A 23,944-nucleotide genomic window follows, 5' to 3' on the forward strand; every position below is an offset into this window, starting at 1 on the left:
TCACCGTTTGCTTTTGATGATGGTGCCAAGACCCTGCAGGTACGCGACGATGGCGTCCATTTCGGTCTTGCCCTTGACCGCGTCACGAGCGCCGGCAATGTCGGCGTCGGTGTACGGGGTGCCGAGTGTGCGCAGCACTTCCATCTTCTTCGCGGTGTCTTTGCCGTCGAGCTTGTTCTCGACCAGCCACGGGTAGGACGGCATCTTCGATTCCGGTACCACGTTGCGCGGGTTGTACAGGTGCGCACGGTGCCAGTCATCGGAGTAGCGGCCACCGACGCGGGCCAGGTCCGGCCCGGTGCGCTTGGAACCCCACAGGAACGGATGGTCCCACACGCTCTCACCGGCTACCGAGTAGTGGCCGTAACGCTCGGTTTCGGCACGGAACGGGCGGATCATCTGCGAGTGGCAGCCCACGCAGCCTTCGCGGATGTAAATATCGCGGCCTTCCAGCTCCAGCGCGGTGCGCGGCTTCATGCCCTCGACCGGCTTGTTGGTGACGTCCTGGAAAAACAGCGGGACGATCTGGGTCAGGCCACCGACGCTCACGGCGATGACCATGAAGAAGGCCAGCAGGCCTATGTTCTTCTCGACGGCTTCATGCTTCATCAGTGCGCTCCCACAACGACGATCTTGGCGGCCTCTTCAGCCTGTGCCGGGTTGGCGGCACGTACGGTACGGAATACGTTGTAGGCCATCAGCAGCATGCCGCTGGCGAAGAACGCACCGCCCAGGGCGCGGACGATGTAGCCAGGGTGGCTGGCCTGCAGGGCTTCGACGAAGGAGTAGGTGAGGGTGCCGTCATCGTTGATGGCGCGCCACATCAGGCCTTGGGTAATGCCGTTGACCCACATCGAGGCGATGTACAGCACGGTGCCGATGGTGGCCAGCCAGAAGTGCGCGTTGATCAGGCCAATGCTGTGCATCTGCTCGCGGCCGTAGAGTTTCGGGATCATGTGGTACACGGCGCCGATCGAGATCATTGCCACCCAGCCGAGGGCGCCGGCGTGGACGTGGCCAATGGTCCAGTCGGTGTAGTGCGACAGTGAGTTCACGGTCTTGATGGCCATCATCGGGCCTTCGAAGGTGGACATACCGTAGAACGCCAGCGACACCACCAGGAAGCGCAGGATCGGGTCGGTGCGCAGTTTGTGCCAGGCGCCCGACAGGGTCATCATGCCGTTGATCATGCCGCCCCAGCTTGGCGCCAGCAGGATGATAGACATCACCATGCCCAGCGACTGCGCCCAGTCAGGCAGGGCGGTGTAGTGCAGGTGGTGCGGGCCAGCCCAGATGTACAGGGTGATCAGCGCCCAGAAGTGCACGATCGACAAGCGATACGAGTAGATTGGCCGCTCGGCCTGCTTGGGCACGAAGTAGTACATCATCCCCAGGAAACCGGTGGTGAGGAAGAAGCCCACGGCGTTGTGGCCATACCACCACTGGATCATCGCGTCGGTGGCGCCGGAGTAGGCCGAGTACGACTTGAACAGGCTCACCGGCAGCGAGATGTGGTTGACGATGTGCAGCATCGCGGTCACCACGATGAAGGCGCCGTAGAACCAGTTGCCGACATAGATGTGCTTGGTCTTGCGCTTGACGATGGTGCCGAAGAACACCAGGCCGTAGGTAACCCAGACGATAGCCAGCAGGATCGCCAGCGGCCACTCGAGCTCGGCGTATTCCTTGGTGGTGGTGTAGCCCATCGGCAGGGTGATCAGCGCGCCGACGATGACGGCTTGCCAACCCCAGAAGGTGAAGGCGGCCATGCTGTCGGAGATCAGCCGGGTCTGGCAGGTGCGCTGCACCACGTAGTAGCTGGTGCCGAACAGCGCACAGCCCCCGAAGGCGAAGATCACCAGGTTGGTGTGCAGCGGGCGCAGGCGGCCGAAGCTGGTCCAGGGAAGGTCCAGGTTCAGCTGCGGCCACACCAGCTGCGAGGCGATGAAGACGCCGAGGCCCATGCCAAGGATCCCCCAGACCACCGTCATGATGGCGAACTGGCGGACGACCTTATAGTTATAAGCAGTCGGACTGATTGCTGTGCTCATTCTAAGGTTCCACGGTTTTGATGTTCTTGTTGGTCGAAAAATCGGCGCCAGTATTGATAACCAGCAAGGTTACCGCAACGCAACTTTGGTACGCCGACCCGTGTCCAGGCCCGTTCACTGATGTCCCGCAGGGATCGGGTCTTGGCGATTGTACACAAATAAATATTTGTAATGTGTACCGTTTTTCACCTTTTTCTGATCGATCGGTCAAGCTTTTTTTGGGGCGGCGACAGGCCATGCACCGCGTCTGCATCGCTCCTTTCGCAGCGATGCCCATTGAGGCAACAAGCTTAGTTGTGTTCGGTGGGGGTGCAAGGGAAGCGGGCTGAGGGGGGATGTAAGGGTTGAGTGTTGTGGTGGGGCGGGGGGGAAAGGGTTGAGTGTTGTGGTGGGGCGGGGGTGTAAGGGTTGAGTGTTGTGGTGGGGCGGGGGGGGAAAGGGTTGAGTGTTGTGGTGGGGCAGAGATCGAGCGCCGCCCGCGCGGCGCATCGCGAGCTGCGCTCGCTCCTACGTTTGTTTCGGGCCAATCATTCCTGTGGGATTTGCGCGCGAACGCCTTGGCGCATGTCGCGATTTCGCGTGGTACGGGCCAGGCGGTCGCGCGCGCCTGGCACAGGAGGGACTGGCCCGAAACAAACGTAGGAGCGAGCGCAGCTCGCGATGCGCCGCGCGGGCGGCGCTCGATCTCACAGGCGCCAAATCCCTTTCTCTAACAGGCGCCAAATCCCTTTCGGCGAACTCACTGTGCAGTCACAGTCTCGGCCGAACCCTCCCGCGACAGGCTATACACATAAGCCGCCAGCAAGTGCACCTTGTCATTGCCCTGGATCTCGGCCTGCGCCGGCATTTGCCCCTGACGACCATAACGAATGGTCTGCTGCAGCTGGGCAAAGCTCGAACCGTAGATGAACGCCTGCGGGTGGGTCAGGTTCGGTGCGCCCATGGCGGGCGTGCCTTTGCCTTCCGGGCCGTGGCAGGCCACGCAGTTGGCAGCAAAGATCTTCTGCCCGTTCTCGACGTCGGCCTTCGCGCCCTCAGGCAATGTGCGGCCATCGAGTTTGCTGACCACGAATGCAGCCACATCGGCCACGCCCTGGTCACCGATCACTTCGGCCCAGGCCGGCATCACGCCATGGCGCCCGCCCATGATGGTGGTCTTGATGGTTTCCGGATCGCCACCCCAGCGCCAGTCACTGTCGGTGAGGTTGGGGAAACCAAAGGCGCCCTTGGCATCGGAACCGTGGCACACCGAGCAGTTTGAGGCAAACAGGCGACTGCCCATTTTCAGCGCCTGCGGATCCTTTGCCACTTCTTCCACGGGCATGGCGGCGTATTTGGCGAAGATCGGACCGAACCTGGCATCGGCCTTGTCCATTTCCTTCTGCCATTCGTTGGCGCCGGTCCAGCCATTTTCATAGCCCGGCAGGATGCCTTTCCAGTTGCCCAGGCCCGGGTAGAGGATCAAATAGCCGACCGAGAACACCAAGGTGCCAACGAACAGCCAGAACCACCACTTGGGCAGCGGGTTGTCGTACTCCTCGATGCCGTCGAAGCTATGGCCCATGGTCTCGTCAGTGGTGTTGTTGCTCTGGCCCTTGCGCGTGGCGAGCAGCAGCCAGGTCAGGCCAATCAGGCTACCGATGGTCAGTACGCTGATGTACGTACTCCAGAACGTGGTCATTGCCCGTTACTCCTTTTTGCAGCAGGCTCCTGCCCGGCAGGGGGCAGGCGGTCGTCGACGAAGGGCAGCAGGCGCGCTTCGGCGAAATCACGGTCGCGGCGGCGGTTGAAGACCCACAGGGTGAGGCCGATGAAGGCAATCATCACCACCAGGGTGCCCAACCCGCGGATCATGCCGATGTCCATTTCCATCGCACTCACCTCTTGTTCTTGATCGCGGTGCCGAGCACCTGCAGGTAGGCGACCAGCGCATCCATCTCGGTCTTGCCCTTGACCGCTTCGCGGGCGCCGGCAATGTCGTCGTCGGTGTACGGCACGCCCAGGGTGCGCAGGGTGCGCATCTTGACGTCGGTGTGGCTGTTGTCGACCTGCTGGGCAACCAGCCACGGGTAGGATGGCATCTTCGACTCCGGCACCACGTTGCGCGGGTTGTACAGGTGCGCACGGTGCCAGTCGTCCGAGTAGCGGCCACCGACCCGGGCCAGGTCCGGCCCGGTGCGCTTGGAACCCCACAGGAACGGGTGGTCCCACACGCTTTCACCGGCCACCGAGTAGTGGCCGTAACGCTCGGTTTCGGCGCGGAACGGGCGGATCATCTGCGAGTGGCAGCCCACGCAGCCTTCGCGGATGTAGACATCGCGGCCTTCCAGTTGCAGCGCGGTATAGGGCTTCATGCCCTCCACCGGTTTGTTGGTGACGTCCTGGAAGAACAGCGGGACGATCTGGGTCAGGCCGCCGATGCTGACGGCAAATACCATCAGCAGGGCCATCAGGCCGACGTTTTTCTCGATGACTTCATGTTTCATCAGGCGTTTCTCCTCAAGCCAACTGGGCGTTCGCAGGGGCGACGTCAAGCGCTGGCGAACGCACGGTGCGCCAGGTGTTCCAGGCCATCAGGAACATGCCGCTGAGGAAGATCGCGCCGCCGACGAAGCGCACGACAAAGCCTGGGTGGCTGGCCACCAAAGTTTCCACGAACGAGTAGGTCAGCGTGCCGTCGCTGTTGACCGCGCGCCACATCAGGCCCTGGGCGATGCCGTTGACCCACATCGAGGCGATGTACAGTACGGTACCGATGGTGGCCAGCCAGAAGTGCGCATTGATCAGGCCGAGGCTGTACATGCGTTCTTTGCCGAACACTTTGGGGATGGTGTGGTATAGCGCGCCGATCGAGATCATCGCTACCCAGCCGAGAGCGCCGGCGTGGACGTGGCCGATGGTCCAGTCGGTGTAGTGGGACAGGGCGTTGACCGTCTTGATGGCCATCATTGGCCCTTCGAAGGTGGACATGCCGTAGAACGCCAGCGACACCACCAGAAAGCGCAGGATCGGATCGCTGCGCAGTTTGTGCCAGGCGCCCGACAGGGTCATCATGCCGTTGATCATGCCGCCCCAGCTGGGTGCCAGCAGGATCAGCGACATCACCATGCCCAGCGACTGCGCCCAGTCGGGCAGGGCGGTGTAATGCAGGTGGTGAGGGCCGGCCCAGATGTACAGGGTGATCAGCGCCCAGAAGTGCACGATCGACAAGCGATACGAATACACTGGCCGTTCGGCCTGCTTGGGCACGTAGTAGTACATCATCCCCAGGAAGCCTGCGGTCAGGAAGAAGCCCACCGCGTTATGGCCGTACCACCACTGCACCATGGCATCGGTGGCGCCAGCGTAGACCGAGTAGGATTTGGTCAGGCTGACCGGCAGCTCCAGGTTGTTGACGATGTGCAGCAGCGCCACGGTCAGGATGAAGGCGCCGAAGAACCAGTTGCCGACGTAGATGTGTTTGGTGTTGCGCTTCATCAGCGTGCCAAAGAACACGATGGCGTAGCCCACCCAGACGATGGTGATCAGAATGTCGATCGGCCATTCCAGTTCGGCGTATTCCTTGGAGCTGGTGTAGCCCAGCGGCAGGCTGATGGCCGCCAGCAGGATAACCAGTTGCCAGCCCCAGAACGTGAACGCGGCCAGGCCCGGTGCGAACAGGGTGGTCTGGCAGGTGCGTTGCACCGAATAATAGGAGGTGGCGAACAGTGCGCAGCCGCCGAACGCGAAGATCACCGCATTGGTATGCAGGGGGCGCAGGCGGCCGAAGCTGGTCCAGGGGAGGTCGAAGTTGAGGGACGGCCAGGCGAGCTGGGCGGCGATGAAGACGCCGAGCCCCATCCCGACGATTCCCCACACCACCGTCATGATGGCGAATTGGCGGACCACCTTGTAGTTATAGGCGGTACTGCTGGTTGTGTTCATGTATGGGTTCCCATCCACGGTTATTTGGCAGGCTTTACAGCGAGGCAAGCATGATTAATGGGCAAAGTGCCGGTATTGACGGGGATCAATGGGCGAAGGTCGCAAATGTCCCAGGCTTGCGCTGCGATCCTCCGCCGGTTGAAGGTAAAGAGGGCTACAAGGGGTGCCTGATCCTGGCCCATGGCGCGGGCGCGCCGATGGACAGCGGGTTCATGGACGAAATGGCGCAAAGGCTTGCGGCTCTTGGGGTAGCGGTAGTGCGCTTCGAGTTCCCGTACATGGCCGAGCGCAGGGTTACCGGTGGCAAGCGGCCGCCTAACCCGCAGAAGGTGTTGCTTGAATGCTGGCGCGAGGTGTACCGGCAAGTGCGACCTTTGGTCGCGGGCAAGCTGGCCGTGGGTGGCAAGTCCATGGGGGGGCGCATGGCGAGCCTGCTGGCCGACGAACTGGGCGCGGATGCGCTGGTGTGCCTGGGTTATCCATTCTATGCGGTGGGTAAACCCGAGAAGCCACGGGTAGAGCACTTGGCCGAGTTGAAGACACCGACGTTGATCGTGCAGGGCGAGCGGGATGCGCTGGGTAACCGCGAGGCGGTGGCGGGGTATGCGTTGTCGCCGGCGATCGAGGTGAGCTGGCTAGTGGCGGGGGACCATGACCTGAAGCCGTTGAAGGCTTCGGGGTTCAGCCATGAGCAGCATTTGCAGGCGGCGGCTGAACGTGTTGCTGATTTCCTGAAGGATTAGTGCTGGATTCTTCGCGGGTAAACCCGCTCCCACAGGATGGTCACAGGGTCCGAGGACGGTGATACGCCTGAGGGAGCGGGTTCACTCGCGAAGAGGCCGGCACAGGCCGACGCTTAGTCGCGGTACTCGCACAGGTAGGCCGTATCCACCGCCACTTTCAGCTGGAACTTGCTGTCGGCGGCAACATTGAACTTGTCGCCTGCCTTGAAGGTTTCCCAGTTGTCGCTACCTGGCAGTTTCACGGTCAGCGCGCCCGATACCACATGCATGATCTCGCGCTTGGCAGTGCCGAATTCGTATTCGCCCGGAGCCATGACGCCGACAGTGGCCGGGCCTTCTTCGCCCGAGAATGCGATCGACTTGACGGTGCCGTTGAAGTACTCGTTGACCTGGAACATGGGCGACTCCTGAAAAGAGGTGATGAAAAAGGGCTGGCCAGTATGCCCAAGCCCACAGGCCTCGTCATCTGCTTTCAGGGGCTGTTGGCGGGCAGGGTCAACGGTAATAGCCGCGCCGTGTTGCGCGCATCTTCCAGGGCCCTGTGCTGTTGCCCGCAAAAGTGCATGCCGGCCAGTTGCAGGGCGCCGTTCAGGCCGGTGGGGCGCTGCAGATGGCGGGCCTTGGCAAAGCGTTGCTTGAGGTTGATGTGCGGCAATGTGCGCAGCAGGCTGTCGAGGCTGTGCTGCTGCCACTCCTGGTGCAATTGCTGGCGGTCGTAGTCGCCCCAGCTGACCCAGGCCTGAAGCTGCCCGCGGTGGTGCCCCAGCCAGCGCTCGAAGCTTGCCCACACCTCGCGAAACGGCGCGGCGTTGTCCACGTCGGCCTGGCTGATGTGGGTCAGCTCACGGCAGAACGGGGTAAGCTGCGGCCGCCGCCGTGGCTTTACAAAACGCTGGAAATGGTCGACCTCGCGGCCTTCGCGGGTAACCAGGCTTGCGCCAATTTCAATGACTTCCATCTCTGTGACCGGCCACCCACCATCGTCGGTGGTGGCTTCCAGGTCGATCACCAACCAATGGCCCATACCAGGCTCCCTTGCAGATCCTGCTAGAGCGTAGCCAATGTCTGGGCATACGGCATCCTATGGCATTTTGCCGCCTGCTTTGGCACAAAGAGCAGACGCCAGTAGTTGTGCCGCCCCTGGAAAACGCCTAGCTTAGGCGCATACAGGCATAAACCGTGATGAGTGTCCGTCTTGACTCCAGTGCCCGGCCTCAAGGCCTTGTCCACCCTGATGCTGCTGGCCGTGTTCTGGTTGGCGGCACCGGTATGGGCTGGCGAAGCGGTCGAAGTGAAGATTGGCGCGGCCCATTTCCCGCCTTACACGGTGCGCCCCGAGCAAGGCGCCGATACCGGTTTGCTGCCGCAGTTGGTCAATGCACTCAACCGGGCGCAGCAGCACTATCACTTCGTTCTTGTGCCTACGTCTATCCAGCGGCGCTTCGGTGACTTCCAGCAGGGCCGCACCGACATGGCAATTTTCGAGAACCCACAATGGGGCTGGGAGCAAATTGCTCATCAGGCCGTGGACATGGGCCTGGAAGATGCCGAAGTGTTCGTTGCCCGTCAGGCAAATGGCAATGATCCACATTACTTCGATGACCTGCGCGGTAAACGCCTGGCATTGTTCAACGGCTACCACTACGCGTTCGCCGGCTTCAACGCTGACCCGAATTACCTGCGCAAGACATACAACGCGACCCTGACCTATTCCCACGACAGCAACCTGCTGATGGTGCAGGCCGGCCGCGCCGATATCGCCCTGGTCACGCGCTCCTACCTCAGCGATTTCCTGGCACGCAACCCGGCGAGCAGGGCTCAGCTGGTGCCTTCGCAGCGCATTGACCAGGTCTATCACCACTACGCCTTGCTGCGCCCAGAGGCGCCTATTGACGAGCAGTCGTTCGCTGCCCTGCTGCGTGGCCTGCGTGACAGTGGTGAGCTGGCGCGGATCTTCGACCCCTACCGCATCACAGTCAGCACGCGCAGGCCTTGATTCCCGCCCGATGGCATCGTAGATGTTGTCGAAGAGTAACTCAGGCTTGCCGGTTGGCGGTCTTGCGGCAATGCACCAATGCATCGCGAATCATGAAGTTGACCAAGGTCGGTGACACCCCCAGTTCCTTCGCAATGTCCTTCTGCGGTACGCCATGCAGGCGGTACATCTCGAACGCATAGCGGGTACGTTGCGGCAGCTCGTTCAGCGCCTGGGCAATGTCGTCCAGTGCGGCAAGGTTGATATGGGTCGCTTCGGGCGAGGCATTCTGGATAACCACATTCAGGCCTTCCTCCTCGCTGCCGGAGTACTTCAGCTCCATTGTCTGCTTGCGGTAGTGGTCGATCGCAAGGTTGCGCACGATCTGGAACAGGTAGCTCAGCTGCGCCTTGAATGACGAGGTGATCTGCGGGGCAGCACCGAGCCGGAAGAAGGCGTCCTGCACCACATCCTCGGCGCGGGAGCGGCAGCCAGTGATGCGGGCAGCGATCTTGACCAGGATGTTGCGGTTGTCGACGAAGGCCTGCAGTAATGGTGAATCGCACTTACTTGTGGATAGTTGTTCCGCCATGGAAATCACCTTGTCACAGAGAGGAAAGGAGGCACCCAAAGCTGGGAAGCTTCCTACGACGTGCGACAAATTATGTAGAATGATAATGATTGTCAAATGCGAAACTAAATTATTATTGCGTGTTGCTGTCCCAAGGGGGCATGCCCCCAGGTATGCCTCCAGCCTTCACGCAGCCCCACACCCTCGCCCCCGCTAATTTCTGCCCCCGTCCATCCGTTCCCCTGTGTACATCCCCGGTCGCCGCTCGCTGCCCGCCGCTGTTCGCGGCGCAGTCGGCACGCCCTAACAGACACTGGCAGGAACACCCCATGACGGACGCCTTCGAACTCCCGCTCTCGCTGGTCCAGGCCCTGGCGCAACGCGCCGCGCAGACCCCGGACAGGATTGCTCTGCGCTTTCTCTCCGACGCCCCCGGCGAGCAGGCCGTGCTCAGCTACCGGGACCTCGACCAGCGTGCGCGCACCATCGCCGCTGCCTTGCAGGCGCGTGCCAGCTTCGGTGACCGTGCCGTGTTGCTGTTCCCCAGCGGGCCGGATTACGTGGCGGCGTTCTTCGGTTGCCTGTACGCAGGCGTGATCGCGGTGCCGGCTTACCCGCCGGAGTCCGCGCGCCAGCATCATCAGGAGCGTTTGCTGTCGATCATCGCCGACGCCGGGCCGCGCCTGCTGCTGACCGTGGCGGCGCTGCACGACCACCTGCAAGGCCTGGAGGTGCTTGCGGCAGACGACACGCCCGAGTTGCTGGCCGTGGACGGCCTGGACCCGGCGCTGGCCGCGACCTGGCGTGAGCCCGCACTCAAGGGCGAGGACATCGCCTTCCTGCAGTACACCTCCGGTTCCACCGCGCTGCCCAAGGGCGTGCAGGTCAGCCATGGCAACCTGGTGGCCAACGAGCAACTGATCCGCCAAGGCTTCGGCATCGACCTCAATCCCGACGACGTGATCGTCAGCTGGTTGCCGCTATACCACGACATGGGGCTGATCGGCGGCCTGTTGCAGCCGATCTTCAGCGGTGTGCCCTGCGTGCTGATGTCGCCAGGGTTCTTCCTGGCCCGGCCGCTGCGTTGGTTGCAGGCCATCAGCGACTACGGTGGCACCATCAGCGGCGGGCCCGACTTTGCCTACCGCCTGTGCAGCGAGCGGGTGAGCGAGGCTTCGCTGGCCGGGCTCGACCTGAGCCGCTGGCGCGTAGCCTATTCGGGCTCCGAGCCAATCCGCCAGGACAGCCTGGCCACCTTTGCCGACAAGTTCCAGGCCTGCGGTTTCGACCCGCACAGCTTCTTCGCCAGTTATGGCCTGGCCGAAGCCACCTTGTTCGTCAGCGGCAGCCGCCGTGGACAGGGTATCCCCGCGCTTGAGCTGGATGCCAAAGCCTTCGCCGCCAACCGCGCCGAACCCGGCACTGGCAGCGTGCTGATGAGTTGCGGCTTCCCGCAGCCGGGGCACGCGATACGCATCGTCGAGCCGCAACAACTGCAAGTGCTGGGCGACAACCAGGTGGGGGAAATTTGGGCAGGCGGCCCGAGCATCGCCCTGGGCTACTGGCGCAACCCAGAAGCCAGCGCTCGCACCTTCGTCGAAATGGATGGCCAGACCTGGCTGCGTACCGGCGACCTGGGCTTCATGCGTGAAGGCGAGGTATTCGTCACCGGGCGCCTGAAAGACATGCTGATCGTGCGTGGGCAGAACCTTTACCCGCAAGACCTGGAGAAAACCCTCGAACGTGAAGTGCAGGTGCTGCGTAAAGGCCGGGTGGCGGTGTTCGCCGTCGAGCATCAAGGCGAGGAGGGCATCGGTGTCGCGGTGGAGGTCAGCCGCAACGTGCAAAAGGCACTCAAGCCCCAGGACCTGATCAAGACCCTCCGGCAGGTCATCGCCGATGCCTGCCGGCAGGCCCCCGCCGTGGTCCTGTTGCTGAACCCCGGCGCGCTGCCGAAGACCTCCAGCGGCAAGTTGCAACGCGCTGCCTGCCGCCTGCGCATGGACGATGGCAGCCTCGACTGCTATGCCCGTTTCCCTGAGGCAAGCGAAGCCGGTGCCGGTGCAACCGCTGGCGATGAGCTGCAAGCACGCATCGCGGGTGTGTGGCGCGAGATCCTCAAGGTAGAGGCGGTGGTCGCGGACGACCACTTCCTGTTGCTGGGCGGTAACTCCATCGCCGCCACCCAGGCGACAGCGCGCCTGGCCGATGAGTTGGGTATCGACCTGAGCCTGCGCATGCTGTTCGAGGCGCCGGTACTGGCCGACTACAGCAAGGCCGTGGCACAGGTCATCGCCGATGGCGCCGCAGGCACCGCAGCCATCACCACGCTGGAGCGCGCCCAGGCGTTGCCCCAGTCGCTGGCGCAAAACCGCTTGTGGCTGCTTTGGCAGTTGGATCCGCAATCAGCGGCCTACAACATTCCCGCCGGCTTGCACCTGCGCGGCGAGCTGGATGTCGACGCTCTAAAAGTGGCCTTCCAGGCACTGGTGGCGCGCCATGAATCGCTGCGTACCGTGTTCAGCGAAGAGAATGGCCAGGCGCTGCAGCGTATCCTGCCGCAACAACCGTTCAGCCTGCACCGCCTGGACCTTGAAGGGCACTCGCCCGAGCAGGTTGCCGCGCAGCGTGAAACCGAGGCCCGCCAGCCGTTCGACCTCTCCCAGGGCCCGTTGCTGCGGGTGACCCTGGCGCGGCTGGACGATGAAGACCATCAACTGTGGGTGACTTTGCACCACATCGTCGCTGATGGCTGGTCGCTGAACATCCTCCTCGATGAGTTCGCCAAACTGTATGCCGCCCACTGCCAGGGCCTGGAGGCCAACCTGGCGCCGCTGCCCCTGGGTTACGCCGACTACGGCAGTTGGCAGCGGCAATGGCTGGCTGAAGGCGAAGCCGAGCGGCAGCTGCAGTATTGGCAGGCGCGCCTGGGCGATGAACTGCCGGTGCTCGACCTGTGCACCGATCATCCACGTGCCAGCCAGCGCGACCATCGCGCCGCCCGTTTCAGCCTCAAGGTGCCGGCCATGCTTACTGAAGCGCTCAAGGGCCTTGCCCGCGAGCAGCAGGCCAGCCTGTTCATGGTCCTGCTGGCAGGTTGGCAGGCGCTGCTGCACCGCTACAGCGGCCAGCCCGATATCCGCGTCGGTGTGCCCAATGCCAACCGCCCGCGTATGGAAACTCAGGGCTTGGTCGGTTTTTTCATCAATACCCAGGTGCTGCGCGCGCAATTCGATGGCCGTCTGTCGTTCGCACAGTTGCTGGCCCAGGTCCGTCAAGCCACCCTGGAAGCCCAGGCCAACCAGGACCTGCCATTCGAGCAGTTGGTCGAAGCCTTGCCAGAGGCCCGTGAGCAAGGTCTGTTCCAGGTCATGTTCAACCACCAGCAACGCGACCTGTCAGCCCTGCGGCGTCTGCCGGGGCTGTTGGCCGAAGAGCTGCCGTGGCACAGCCGTGAAGCCAAGTTCGACTTGCAGTTGCACAGTGAGGAAGACCATCTGGGCCGCCTGAGCCTGGCCCTCGACTACGCCGCGGAGCTGTTCGAAGCCAGCACCGTCGAACGTCTGGCCCATCACCTGCTGGTCCTGCTGGAACAGGCGTGTGCCGCGCCGCAGCAGGCGCTGGGAGAGGTGCAATTGCTGGATGAGCACGGCCGTGCGCAGCTGCTGGGTTGGGGCCAGGCAGAGGCCGCCGCAGCGCAGCACCTGTTGGTCGAACAACTCAATGAGCAGGCACGCCTGACGCCGCAACGCACCGCCCTGATCTGGGACGGCGGCAGCCTGGATTACGCCGGGCTGCACCAGCAAGCCAACCGGCTGGCGCACTACCTGCGTGACAAAGGCGTCGGCCCCGATACCTGTGTGGCCATTGCCATCGAGCGCTCGCCGCAATTGCTGGTTGGCCTGCTAGCCATTCTCAAGGCTGGCGGTGCCTACGTGCCGCTGGATGTCGATTACCCTGCCGAACGCCTGGCCTACATGCTGGCCGACTGCGACGCCCGTTTGCTACTGAGCCACAGCAGCCTGCTGGGCAAGCTGCCGCAGGTCGACGGTGTCAGCGCCATTGCCCTCGACCAGTTGCACCTGGACAGCTGGCCCAGCCATGCCCCCGGCCTGCACCTGCACGGCGACAACCTGGCCTACGTTATCTATACCTCCGGCTCCACCGGGCAGCCCAAGGGCGTAGGCAATACCCATGCGGCGCTGGCCGAGCGCCTGCAGTGGATGCAGGCGACCTATGTGCTGAATGACAGCGACGTGCTGATGCAGAAGGCGCCGATCAGTTTCGACGTCTCGGTGTGGGAATGCTTCTGGCCGTTGGTCACCGGCTGCAAGCTGGTGCTCGCTGGCCCTGGTGAACACCGCGACCCACAGCGTATCGCTGCCCTGGTGCAGGCCCATGGGGTGACCACGCTGCACTTTGTACCGCCGCTGTTGCAGGTGTTCGTCCAGGAGCCGCAGGCAGGTGCCTGCAGTAGCTTGCGCCGGGTGTTCTCGGGTGGCGAAGCGTTGTCCGCCACGCTGCGTGACCGCGTGCTGCAGGTGCTGCCGCAGGTGCAGTTGCACAACCGGTACGGCCCGACCGAAACCGCCATCAACGTCACCCACTGGCACTGCCAGGTGGCGGACGGTGAGCGCTCGCCCATCGGCCGCCCGCTGGGCAATGTGCTGTGCCGCGTGCTGGACGATGAGCTGGAACTGAGCGCCCCCGGTGTGCCGGGCGAACTGTACCTCGGTGGCGCGGGCCTGGCCCGGGGTTACCTGGGCCGCCCCGGCCTCACTGCCGAGCGCTTCGTACCCCAGGCCGACGGCAATGGTCAGCGTCTGTACCGCAGTGGCGATCGCGCCCGCTGGCAGGTTCAGCTGGAGGCCCTGGAATACCTTGGCCGCCTCGACCAGCAGGTAAAGGTGCGTGGTTTTCGCGTCGAGCCAGAGGAAGTTCAGGCCTGCCTGCTGGCACAGGCGGGTGTGGAACAGGCGCTGGTGCTGATACACAAGGACGCCGTTGGCGCGCAACTGGTCGGCTATTACAGTGGCAGCGCCCAGCCTGCCGAGGTGCTGGCCGTGCTGGCTGAGCAATTGCCAGCCTACATGGTGCCGGCGCAACTCATCCCTTTGGCACAGATGCCCCTGGGCCCCAGCGGCAAGGTCGACCGCAAGGCACTGCCTGCTCCAGTGTGGCAGCAGCGTGAGCATGTCGAGCCACGAACCGAGCTGCAACAACAGGTCGCGGCCATCTGGCGCGACGTGTTGAATTTGCCGCGCATTGGCCTGCAGGACGACTTCTTCGCCCTCGGTGGTCACTCGTTGCTGGCGACTCAGATCGTTTCGCGCACCCGCCAGGCCTGCGATGTCGAGCTGCCGCTCAAGGCCCTGTTCGAAGCCAGCGAATTGGGCGCCTTCTGTGCCGAGATCGCCCACTTGCGCGCGGCCGGCGAGCGCAATCTGCAAGGTGCAATCGCCCGTGTCGACCGCCGTCAGGCGGTGCCGCTGTCGTACTCGCAGCAGCGAATGTGGTTCCTCTGGCAGATGGAGCCGGATAGCCCGGCGTACAACGTCGGCGGCATGGCACGCCTGCGCGGCACCCTGCATATAGACGCTTTCGAGCGTGCGCTGCAGGCGCTGATCGTGCGCCACGAAACCTTGCGCACCACGTTCCCCAGCATCGACGGGGTGCCGTACCAGTGTGTGGCTGAAGACAGTGGCCTGCATCTCGACTGGCAAGACTTCAGTGCGTTGTCAGTCGATGCCCGCCAGCAACGTTTGCAACAACTGGCCGACGACCAGGCGCACCAGCCATTCGACCTGGAGCGTGGTCCGCTGCTGCGCGCCTGCCTGGTCAAGGCCGATGAGCGCGAGCACTTCTTCGTGCTGACGCTGCACCACATCGTCACCGAAGGCTGGGCCATGGACATCTTCGCCCGCGAGCTGGGTGAGCTGTACGAAGCCTTTGTCGATGACCGCGAATCGCCACTGGCGCCGCTGCCGGTGCAGTACCTGGACTACAGCGTGTGGCAACGGCAATGGCTGGAAAGCGGCGAGGGCGCGCGCCAGTTGGCCTACTGGAAGGCTCGCCTGGGCGATGAACACCCGGTATTGGCCTTGCCCGCCGACCGCCCGCGGCCGGCTGTGCAAAGCCACCGTGGCGAGCTGTACCGCTTCGACCTCGACCCGGCCCTGGTCGCCCGCGTGCATGCCTTCAACAGCCAGCGCGGCCTCACTCTGTTCATGACCATGACCGCTACCCTGGCCGCCTTGCTGCACCGCTACAGCGGCCAGCGCGACCTGCGCATCGGCGCGCCGGTGGCTAACCGCATCCGTCCGGAAAGCGAAGGGCTGATCGGCGCCTTCCTCAATACCCAGGTGCTGCGCTGCGAGCTGGACGGGCAGATGACCGCCGCGCAGTTGTTGGAGCAGATGCGTCAGGCCGCCATCGAAGGCCAGTCGCACCAGGACCTGCCGTTCGACCAGTTGGTGGAGGCCTTGCAGCCGCCGCGCAGCAGCGCCTACAACCCACTGTTCCAGGTGATGTGCAACGTGCAGCGCTGGGCTTTCCAGCAAAGCCGCAGCTTGGCCGGCATGCAGGTGGATTACCTGGTCAATGACGCCAGCGCCACCAAGTTCGACCTGTACCTGGAGGTGACCGACCTCGACGGTCGTCTGGGTTGCTGCCTGACCTACAGCCGCGACCTGTTCGACGAGCCGCGCATCGCGCGCATGGCCGAGCATTGGCAGCAACTGCTGGTCGGCCTGCTGGACAACCCGCAACAGCGCCTGTGCGAGCTGCCGATGCTGAGCAGCGCCGAGCAGCAGGTGCTGGTGGGCCAGTTGCAGGGCAAGCACGATTTCGACCTCGACCAGACCTTGCACGGCCTGTTCGCCGCCCAGGCCGCGCGTACGCCACAGGCTGGTGCGTTGACCTTTGCCGGCCAGCACATGACCTATGCCGAACTCGACCAACAGGCCAACCGCCTGGCCCGCGCCCTGCGCGAGCGTGGTGTCGGCCCGCAGGTGCGCGTGGGCCTGGCCCTGGAGCGATCGCTGGAAATGGTGGTTGGCCTGCTGGCCATCCTCAAGGCCGGCGGCGCTTATGTACCGCTCGACCCCGAGTACCCGCTCGACCGCCTGCGCTACATGATCGAAGACAGCCGCATCGGCTTGCTGCTGAGTCAGCGCGCGTTGCTGCAAGCCGTGGGCGAGCTGCCTGAAGGCGTGGCCAGCTGGAGCCTGGAAGACGATGCCGCCAGCCTGGCGGCCTACAGCGATGCGCCGCTGGACAACCTCAGCCTGCCGCAGCACCAGGCTTACCTGATCTACACCTCAGGCTCCACCGGCAAACCCAAGGGCGTGGTGGTCAGCCATGGCGAGTTCGCCATGCACTGCCAGGCGGTGATCGCCGCATTCGGCATGCGCAGCGATGACTGCGAACTGCATTTCTATTCGATCAATTTCGACGCTGCCAGCGAGCGCCTGTGGGCGCCGCTGCTGTGTGGCGCCCGTGTGGTGCTGCGCGCCCAAGGGCAGTGGGGTGCCGAGGAAATCTGCCAACTGGTGCGTGAGCAGCAGGTAAGCATCCTCGGTTTCACCCCTAGCTACGGCAGCCAACTGGCCCAGTACCTGGGTGGGCAGGGCGAACAGTTGCCGGTGCGCTTGGTGATCACCGGCGGCGAAGCGCTGACCGGCGAGCACCTGCAACGCATCCGCCAGGCCTTCGTGCCACAGCTGTTCTTCAATGCCTACGGCCCGACCGAAACCGTGGTCATGCCGCTGGCTTGCCAGGCGCCAGAGGCCTTGCCAGCAGACCTTGGCAGCGTACCGATAGGCCGCGTCATCGGTAGCCGTACGGCCTACATCCTCGACGAGGATCTGGCTTTGTTGCCGCAAGGCGGCATTGGCGAGCTGTATGTCGGCGGTGCCGGCCTGGCGCAGGGTTACCATGACCGTCCAGGCCTCACTGCCGAGCGCTTTGTCGCCGACCCGTTCAGTGCCGAAGGCGGGCGCCTGTACCGTACCGGCGACCTGGTACGCCTGGGTACTGATGGCCTGGTGGAGTATCTCGGCCGTGCTGATCAGCAGGTAAAGATCCGCGGCTTCCGCATCGAGCTGGGTGAAATCGAGAGCCGCCTTCAGGCCCACGACGATGTCGACGAGGCCGTCGTGCAGGCGCTGGACTTGCCGGGCGGCAAGCAGTTGGTGGGCTACTTGGTGTGCAGGCAGGCCACCGGCGGTAGCGAGGCGCAAAACCTGCTGCGCGAAGCGGTGAAAGCCGATGCCCGCCAGCATCTGCCCGATTACATGGTGCCTGCGCACCTGGTGCTGCTCGACAGCCTGCCGCTGATGGGCAACGGCAAACTCGACCGCCGTGCGCTGCCGCTGCCGGACCTTGAGCAGGCGCGGCAGCAATACCAGGCCCCTGGCAATGAGGTGGAAGCACAGCTGGCGCAGATCTGGCGCGATGTGCTCAACGTTGCCCGGGTCGGCGTGCAGGACAATTTCTTCGAGCTGGGGGGCGACTCGATCCTGTCGATCCAGGTGGTCAGCCGCGCCCGGCAGGCCGGCTTGCAATTCACCCCGCGCGATCTGTTCCAGCATCAGACCATCCAGACCCTGGCGGCTGTGGTTCAGCTCAGCGAAGCCGTGAGCACGGTCGAGCAGGGCCTGCGCCAGGGGCAGGCCGGGCTGACGCCGATCCAGCACTGGTTCTTCGACAGTGACGTGCCAAAGCCGCAACACTGGAACCAGGCGGTGCTGCTGGAGCCGCGCCAACCCTTGGATGAGGCCACCCTAGAACAGGCGTTGGCTGCGCTGGTGCAGCACCATGACAGCCTGCGCCTGCGCTTCAGCGACGCCCAGGGCCGCTGGCAGGCCCAGTACGCGCAGCCTGGCGCCGAGCAACTGCTGTGGGGCGCCACTGTCGCCGATTTCAATGATTGTCAGGCACTTTACACCGACGTGCAGCGCAGCCTGGACCTGCAACAGGGGCCGCTGCTGCGCGCCTTGCTGGTGCGTGACGGGCAGGGCACTCAGCGGTTGCTGCTGGCGATTCATCATCTGGTGGTTGATGGCGTGTCCTGGCGGGTGCTGCTGGAAGACCTGCAGGCGCTGTACCGTGGCCAGCCTCTGCCGGCCAAGACCCACGCCGTCAGCGACTGGGCCGCGCGCCTGGTCAGCTACGCCGGCAGCGATTCGCTGCGTGACGAACTGGCCTGGTGGCAAGGCCAGCTGGGCGGTGTGCGTCGCGAATTGCCGTGCGACCATCCGCAGGGCGGCAATTTGCATCGCGACGCTCAAACCCTGGCCATCGGCCTGGACGTGGAGCAGACCCGACAGCTGTTGCAACTGGCCCCGGCGGCTTACCACACCCAGGTCAACGACCTGCTGTTGACCGCACTGGCGCGGGCCTTGTGCCGCTGGAGCGGCGATGAAGAAGTGCTGGTGCAGCTCGAAGGCCATGGCCGTGACGGGTTGTTCGAAGACATGGACCTGACCCGCAGCGTCGGCTGGTTCACCAATGCCTACCCACTGAGCCTGCGTCCGCTGCCAGGTGAAGACGACGCGGCGCGGGCCGGTTCGATCAAGCGCATCAAGGAACAACTGCGCCATGTACCGCACAAGGGCCTGGGCTACGGCGTACTGCGCTACCTGGCGGATGCCGCCGGGCGCGAGCAGATGGCGGCCTTGCCGCAGGCGCGCATCACCTTCAACTACCTGGGCCAGTTCGACCAGCAGTTCGACAGTGCGGCCTTGTTCCAGCCCCTGGAAGCCCCGGCCGGGTTGGCGCATGATCTCGATGCGCCGTTGCCCAACTGGTTGAGCGTCGATGGCCAGGTGTATGGCGGTGCTCTGCAACTGCGCTGGACCTTCAGCGCCGAGCGCTACGACCAGAAGACTATCGCGGGTCTGGCTGAGGGCTATCGTCAGGAGCTGCTGGCGCTGGTCGCGCATTGTCTGGCCGATGGCAATGGCAGCTTCACCCCATCGGACTTCCCGCTGGCGCACCTGACTCAGGAGCAGATCGACGCATTGCCGGTCCCGGCCGCGCAGATCGAGGACGTTTACCCGCTGACGCCGATGCAGGAAGGCATGCTGTTGCACACCCTGCTGGAGCCGGGCACTGGCCTCTACTACATGCAGGACCGCTACCGCATCAACAGCGCGCTCGACCCCGAGCGTTTCGCCCAGGCCTGGCAGGCCGTGCTGGCGCGCCACGAAGCGTTGCGCGCCTCGTTCAGCTGGAACAGCGGCGAGGCGATGCTGCAGATCATCCACAAGCCGGGCAACCTGGCGGTGGACTACCAGGACTGGCGCGGCCTGGCCGACGATGCCCAGGAGCAGCGCCTGCAGGCCCTGCACAAGCAGGAGCGCGAGGCCGGCTTTGCCTTGCTCAGCGAGGCACCGTTCCATCTGCGCCTGGTGCGCGTGGCCGATGAACGCTACTGGTTCATGATGAGCAACCACCACATCCTTATCGATGCCTGGTGCCGCTCGCTGTTGATGAACGATTTCTTCGAGGTCTACCAGGCCCTTGGCGAAGGCCGTCAGGCCCAACTGCCGGTGCCGCCGCGTTACCGCGATTACATCGGTTGGCTGCAGCGCCAGGGCCTGGACGACGCACGCGCCTGGTGGCAGGCCAACCTGGCCGGCTTCGAACGTGCCACAGCCATCCCGAGCGACCGCCCGCTGCGCCATGACCACGCCGGTAGCGGCATGGTCGTCGGCGATTGTTATACCCGCCTTGAGGTGAATGATGGCGTGCGTCTGCGCGAGCTGGCCCAGGCCCATCAGCTCACCGTCAACACTTTCGCCCAGGCGGCCTGGGCCCTGGTGCTGTCGCGCTACAGCGGCGACCGCGACGTGGCCTTTGGCGTAACCGTGGCCGGGCGCCCGGTGAGCATGCCGCAGATGCAGCGCACCGTCGGCCTGTTCATCAACAGCGTGGCCCTGCGCGTGCAGTTGCCCGCGGCGGGTGAGCGTTGCAGCGTACGCCAGTGGCTGCAGGGCCTGCTGCAAAGCAACATGGAGCTGCGCGAGTACGAATACCTGCCGCTGGTGGCGATCCAGGCGTGCAGCGAGTTGCCCAAGGGCCAGCCGCTGTTCGACAGCCTGTTCGTGTTCGAGAATGCGCCGGTTGAAACCGCCGTGCTCGATCACGCCCAGCACCTGAACGCCAGCTCCGACTCGGGCCGTACCCACACCAACTTCCCGCTGACGGCGGTGTGTTACCCGGGTGATGACCTGGGCCTGCACCTGTCGTTTGACCAGCGCTACTTCGACTACCCGACCGTCGAGCGCCTGCTGGCCGAATTCAAGCGCCTGCTGCTGGCGCTGGTACAAGGCTTTGAAGGGGAGGTGAGCGAGCTACCGCTGTCGAGCGCCCAGGAGCAAGGCTTCCTGCTGGAGGACTGCAACCGGACCGAGCGGGTTTATCCACTTGAACAGAGCTACATCGCGCAGTTCGAAGCGCAGGTCGTGGCGCATCCACAGCGTACCGTGGCCCGCTGCCTGGAGGCATCCTATGACTACGCCAGGCTGAACCTGGCGGCCAACCGCCTGGGCCATGCGTTGGTGGCTGCCGGAGTCTGCGTGGACCAGCCAGTGGCACTGCTTGCCGAACGTGGGTTGCCGCTGCTGGGCATGATTGTCGGCAGCTTCAAGGCCGGCGCCGGCTACCTGCCGCTGGACCCGGGCCTGCCGGCGGCGCGCCTGCAAAGCATCATCCAGCTCAGCCGCACGCCAGTGTTGGTGTGCAGCGCGGCCTGCGCCGAGCAGGGACGGCAGTTGCTCGGTGAGCTGGAGGCTGCGCTGCGGCCGCAACTGCTGGTCTGGGAAGACGTCCAGGCCAACCCGATCGCAAGCCACAACCCGGGTATCCACAGTGGCCCGGACAACCTCGCCTACGTGATCTACACCTCAGGCTCGACCGGTCTGCCGAAAGGGGTGATGGTCGAGCAGCGCGGCATGCTCAACAATCAGCTGAGCAAGGTGCCTTACCTGGCGCTGAGCGAGCAGGACGTGATCGCCCAGACCGCCTCGCAAAGCTTCGACATCTCGGTCTGGCAGTTCCTGGCTGCGCCGCTGTTCGGCGCCAAGGTAGAGATCGTGCCAAATGCCATCGCCCACGACCCGCAAGGCCTGCTGGCGCACGTGCAGGCCACCGGCATCACCGTGCTGGAGAGCGTGCCGTCCCTGATCCAGGGCATGCTGGCCAGCGACCACCAGGCCCTCGACGGCCTACGCTGGATGCTGCCGACCGGCGAGGCCATGTCACCGGAGCTGGCGGCGCAGTGGCTGCAGCGCTACCCGCAGATCGGCCTGGTCAATGCCTATGGCCCGGCGGAGTGCTCGGATGACGTGGCGTTCTTCCGCGTCGATTCCGCCTCGACCCAAGGCAGCTACCTGCCCATCGGTACGCCAACGGACAACAACCGCCTGTACCTGTTCGGCGAGGAACAGAAGCTGGTGCCGCTGGGGGCGGTGGGCGAACTGTGCGTGGCGGGTACGGGTGTAGGCCGTGGCTACGTCGGTGACCCGGTGCGCACGGCACTGGCGTTCATTCCTCACCCTTACGGGGCACCGGGAGAGCGCCTGTACCGTACCGGTGACCTGGCGCGGCAACGCCCGGACGGCGTGCTGGAATATGTCGGGCGCATCGACCACCAGGTGAAGATTCGCGGCTATCGCATTGAGCTGGGCGAAATCGAGGCCCGGCTGCATGAGCAAGCGGAAATTCGCGATGCCGCCGTGGCGGTGCAGGAGGGCGTGAACGGCAAGTATCTGGTTGGCTACCTGGTGGCGCACCAAGGCGTCAGTGCCGATGCCGCGTTGCTGGAGCAGGTCAAGCAACGACTGCGTGCCGAGTTGCCGGAGTACATGGTGCCGTTGCATTGGGGCTGGTTCGACAGCTTGCCGCACAACGCCAACGGCAAGCTCGACCGCAAGGCCCTGCCAGCCATCGACATCGGCGTGCAGCATAGCCAGGCCTATCAGGCGCCACGTAACGACCTGGAGGATGTGTTGGCGGGCATCTGGGCCGATGTGCTCAAAGCCGAGCGGGTGGGGGTGTACGACAACTTCTTCGAGCTGGGCGGCCATTCATTGCTGGCCACGCAGATCGCTTCGCGGGTGCAGAAGCAGCTACAGCTGAGCGTGCCGCTGCGGGCGATGTTCGAGTGCAGCACGGTGGAGGCGTTGGCCGAGTATGTACAGGGGCTGCAGGGCAGTGCGCTGGATGATGACAAGGTCGACCGGCTCAGTGACCTGATGGCGGAGCTGGAGGGGCTGTGATGGGCAGGGGCGCTTGGCGCCCCTTTCAATGGTCACGGTACTAAGACTATGTGAGAAGAGACGTCGCGATCACCGCATAGAACAAGCCAGTGAGACCATGCCGGCAGTCACTGGTTTTTCCGCCAGAGAGGAGGAAGCGCAGCGGTGTCACGTTGGCGTCGCAGAGCATGTGGATTTTGGTTGTCAGGCCACTACGACTGGGTTCTAGAGCGTAATCGGCAGGCTCATCAGGCGGCCTTTTTCGAGCGCCAGGTGACGAACTGCTGCCCGATCTCAGGAAAATTGAAAGTCATTCACGGTTTACCTACCATTTTTACCAGTTCCCCCTATCTTTGCGAGGGATTCAATATGGGTAACCGCGTATCCTATTTACTCCGGAGATATGGAGCTACCAGCATGGAAAGTTCATCAAACTCGTCTTTCTTCTATCAGGGGAGGTCCCTTGTTTCGATGATGCAGGGGAACCAGCTTCGCTCCGTTTTTCGGACGCCTGATATGCCCTTGGCCGAGCAACGAGTCGATGGTGGTGAGGCATACCATCTGTTCTCGACAGACGGCAAGGCCTCGGTGCTGTCAGTGCAGGAAACTGATAAAGGGGAACAGCACGCATACTCTGTATACGGCCACGATCCGAAATTACCGTCAACGCTTACGTTACTAGGCTTCAATGGCGAAGCTTTCACTCTGGTTTCGGGTTGCTATGCACTAGGCAATGGCTATCGATCATTCAATCCCACTTTGATGCGGTTCACCTCGCCTGATAGGCTGAGCCCGTTTGGAAAGGGAGGGGTAAATGCGTACTGTTATTGCAGTTGCGATCCTGTCAATAATGTGGACCCCAGCGGCCGGATGATGCGCAGGATAAGCCCTGTTTTGATACCGAAGCCGGTCAGTATCATAATTCCCAAGTCGGTCATTACAATCAATTCCATAAATGAGCCTGATATATTCTCTAAAGTCATCAGTTATCTAGACCTGCGTAGTGCGGCGGCACTTTCAAGGGTCAATAAACATGTTTACAGTATGACCAGGGCGGCCTTTTCTAAGATGGAGGTTTCGCTGAGTGATCCTGAAAAATTGCTCGCTGCCTCGCAAAAGGGTACCGTCGGGCCGGGTGTTGGCCAATCCTATGAACTTTTGGTAAAAAGGCCAGATATAAAACTTCCTCCCCAGTCAAAGCATGATGGTGCGAGGGAGCAACTTATACGAGATATTGATGCCGCCAGAAAATTTCGCGCGGCTCAACGAAGCAGGTTATCTTCGTTCGACTCGTCGTCGGGATCAGACTCCGAGGATGAGCTCCAACGCATTAGTCAAGGAATACGCAAAGCGATGAATGGCCCGCAGTTGTAGGAGCAACCGCGGGTTTGGTCGGGATGCCTGTATCGATGAGTCTG

At 63.5% G+C, this 23,944-nt stretch carries 13 protein-coding genes; 4 read left to right on the forward strand and 9 right to left on the reverse strand.

Translation table 11 applies throughout. The annotated features are described in order from the left end of the window. The 6 genes from ccoO (GST84_08210) to ccoN (GST84_08235) form a co-directional block, all read right to left on the reverse strand. Positions 1 to 609, reverse strand: a complete 609-nt coding sequence (ccoO, locus tag GST84_08210; protein ID XGB12349.1) for a cytochrome-c oxidase, cbb3-type subunit II — start codon at positions 607 to 609, stop codon at positions 1 to 3. After that, on the reverse strand, positions 609 to 2,051 hold the full coding sequence (gene ccoN, locus GST84_08215) for a cytochrome-c oxidase, cbb3-type subunit I (protein XGB12350.1): 1,443 nt from the start codon (positions 2,049 to 2,051) through the stop codon (positions 609 to 611). The genes ccoO (GST84_08210) and ccoN (GST84_08215) overlap by 1 nt, the downstream gene beginning before the upstream one ends. Before the next feature lie 739 nt (positions 2,052 to 2,790). Then, positions 2,791 to 3,732 (reverse strand): cytochrome-c oxidase, cbb3-type subunit III, encoded by a 942-nt coding sequence (ccoP, locus tag GST84_08220; protein XGB12351.1) that lies wholly within the window; start codon positions 3,730 to 3,732, stop codon positions 2,791 to 2,793. After that, positions 3,729 to 3,923 (reverse strand): CcoQ/FixQ family Cbb3-type cytochrome c oxidase assembly chaperone, encoded by a 195-nt coding sequence (locus tag GST84_08225; GenBank protein XGB12352.1) that lies wholly within the window; start codon positions 3,921 to 3,923, stop codon positions 3,729 to 3,731. The genes ccoP and GST84_08225 overlap by 4 nt, the downstream gene beginning before the upstream one ends. 5 nt (positions 3,924 to 3,928) lie before the next feature. Beyond that, entirely contained in the window at positions 3,929 to 4,537 is a 609-nt protein-coding gene (gene ccoO / locus GST84_08230) for a cytochrome-c oxidase, cbb3-type subunit II (protein ID XGB12353.1), read from the reverse strand. 13 nt (positions 4,538 to 4,550) lie between these two features. Further along, positions 4,551 to 5,975 (reverse strand): cytochrome-c oxidase, cbb3-type subunit I, encoded by a 1,425-nt coding sequence (gene ccoN, locus GST84_08235; GenBank protein ID XGB12354.1) that lies wholly within the window; start codon positions 5,973 to 5,975, stop codon positions 4,551 to 4,553. 50 nt (positions 5,976 to 6,025) lie between these two features. Between ccoN (GST84_08235) and GST84_08240 the strand changes: the two genes are divergently transcribed. After that, positions 6,026 to 6,718: an alpha/beta hydrolase gene (locus GST84_08240; GenBank protein XGB12355.1), complete on the forward strand. Its 693-nt coding sequence runs from the start codon at positions 6,026 to 6,028 to the stop codon at positions 6,716 to 6,718. A 113-nt stretch (positions 6,719 to 6,831) separates the two neighbouring features. On the opposite strand, the gene GST84_08245 is transcribed toward GST84_08240, so the two are convergent. Both GST84_08245 and GST84_08250 read right to left on the reverse strand, forming a co-directional pair. Continuing rightward, a complete protein-coding gene (locus GST84_08245; GenBank protein XGB12356.1) occupies positions 6,832 to 7,116 on the reverse strand; it encodes a DUF1255 family protein in 285 nt (94 codons plus the stop codon). Between the two features lie 74 nt (positions 7,117 to 7,190). Beyond that, complete coding sequence (locus GST84_08250) at positions 7,191 to 7,742, reverse strand: exonuclease (protein ID XGB12357.1); 552 nt, start codon at positions 7,740 to 7,742, stop codon at positions 7,191 to 7,193. 171 nt (positions 7,743 to 7,913) lie between these two features. On the opposite strand from GST84_08250, the gene GST84_08255 reads away from it, so the two are divergent. Next, a complete protein-coding gene (locus GST84_08255) occupies positions 7,914 to 8,714 on the forward strand; it encodes a transporter substrate-binding domain-containing protein (GenBank protein ID XGB12358.1) in 801 nt (266 codons plus the stop codon). A gap of 40 nt (positions 8,715 to 8,754) precedes the next feature. Here the strand turns inward: GST84_08255 and GST84_08260 are convergent, their stop codons facing one another. Then, the gene (locus GST84_08260; GenBank protein XGB12359.1) at positions 8,755 to 9,285 is read right to left on the reverse strand and encodes an RNA polymerase factor sigma-70; all 531 of its coding nucleotides are present in this window, start codon (positions 9,283 to 9,285) and stop codon (positions 8,755 to 8,757) included. 308 nt (positions 9,286 to 9,593) lie between these two features. Between GST84_08260 and GST84_08265 the strand changes: the two genes are divergently transcribed. Both GST84_08265 and GST84_08270 read left to right on the forward strand, forming a co-directional pair. Beyond that, a complete protein-coding gene (locus GST84_08265) occupies positions 9,594 to 22,547 on the forward strand; it encodes an amino acid adenylation domain-containing protein (GenBank protein ID XGB12360.1) in 12,954 nt (4,317 codons plus the stop codon). Positions 22,548 to 22,895: 348 nt separating this feature from the next. Next, positions 22,896 to 23,900: a hypothetical protein gene (locus GST84_08270; GenBank protein XGB15728.1), complete on the forward strand. Its 1,005-nt coding sequence runs from the start codon at positions 22,896 to 22,898 to the stop codon at positions 23,898 to 23,900. The last annotated feature ends 44 nt before the right edge of the window (positions 23,901 to 23,944 follow it).

Source organism: Pseudomonas putida, assembly GCA_041879295.1.
GTDB classification, from domain to species: domain Bacteria; phylum Pseudomonadota; class Gammaproteobacteria; order Pseudomonadales; family Pseudomonadaceae; genus Aquipseudomonas; species Aquipseudomonas putida_Y.

Excerpts from the sequence above, each read along its gene's own strand:
- ccoO (XGB12349.1), bottom strand. The coding sequence starts at position 609 with ATGAAGCATGAAGCCGTCGAGAAGAACATAGGCCTGCTGGCCTTCTTC.
- ccoN (XGB12350.1), bottom strand. The coding sequence starts at position 2,051 with ATGAGCACAGCAATCAGTCCGACTGCTTATAACTATAAGGTCGTCCGC.
- ccoP (XGB12351.1), bottom strand. The coding sequence starts at position 3,732 with ATGACCACGTTCTGGAGTACGTACATCAGCGTACTGACCATCGGTAGC.
- GST84_08225 (XGB12352.1), bottom strand. The coding sequence starts at position 3,923 with ATGGAAATGGACATCGGCATGATCCGCGGGTTGGGCACCCTGGTGGTG.
- ccoO (XGB12353.1), bottom strand. The coding sequence starts at position 4,537 with ATGAAACATGAAGTCATCGAGAAAAACGTCGGCCTGATGGCCCTGCTG.
- ccoN (XGB12354.1), bottom strand. The coding sequence starts at position 5,975 with ATGAACACAACCAGCAGTACCGCCTATAACTACAAGGTGGTCCGCCAA.
- GST84_08240 (XGB12355.1), top strand. The coding sequence starts at position 6,026 with ATGATTAATGGGCAAAGTGCCGGTATTGACGGGGATCAATGGGCGAAG.
- GST84_08245 (XGB12356.1), bottom strand. The coding sequence starts at position 7,116 with ATGTTCCAGGTCAACGAGTACTTCAACGGCACCGTCAAGTCGATCGCA.
- GST84_08250 (XGB12357.1), bottom strand. The coding sequence starts at position 7,742 with ATGGGCCATTGGTTGGTGATCGACCTGGAAGCCACCACCGACGATGGT.
- GST84_08260 (XGB12359.1), bottom strand. The coding sequence starts at position 9,285 with ATGGCGGAACAACTATCCACAAGTAAGTGCGATTCACCATTACTGCAG.
- GST84_08265 (XGB12360.1), top strand. The coding sequence starts at position 9,594 with ATGACGGACGCCTTCGAACTCCCGCTCTCGCTGGTCCAGGCCCTGGCG.
- GST84_08270 (XGB15728.1), top strand. The coding sequence starts at position 22,896 with ATGGGTAACCGCGTATCCTATTTACTCCGGAGATATGGAGCTACCAGC.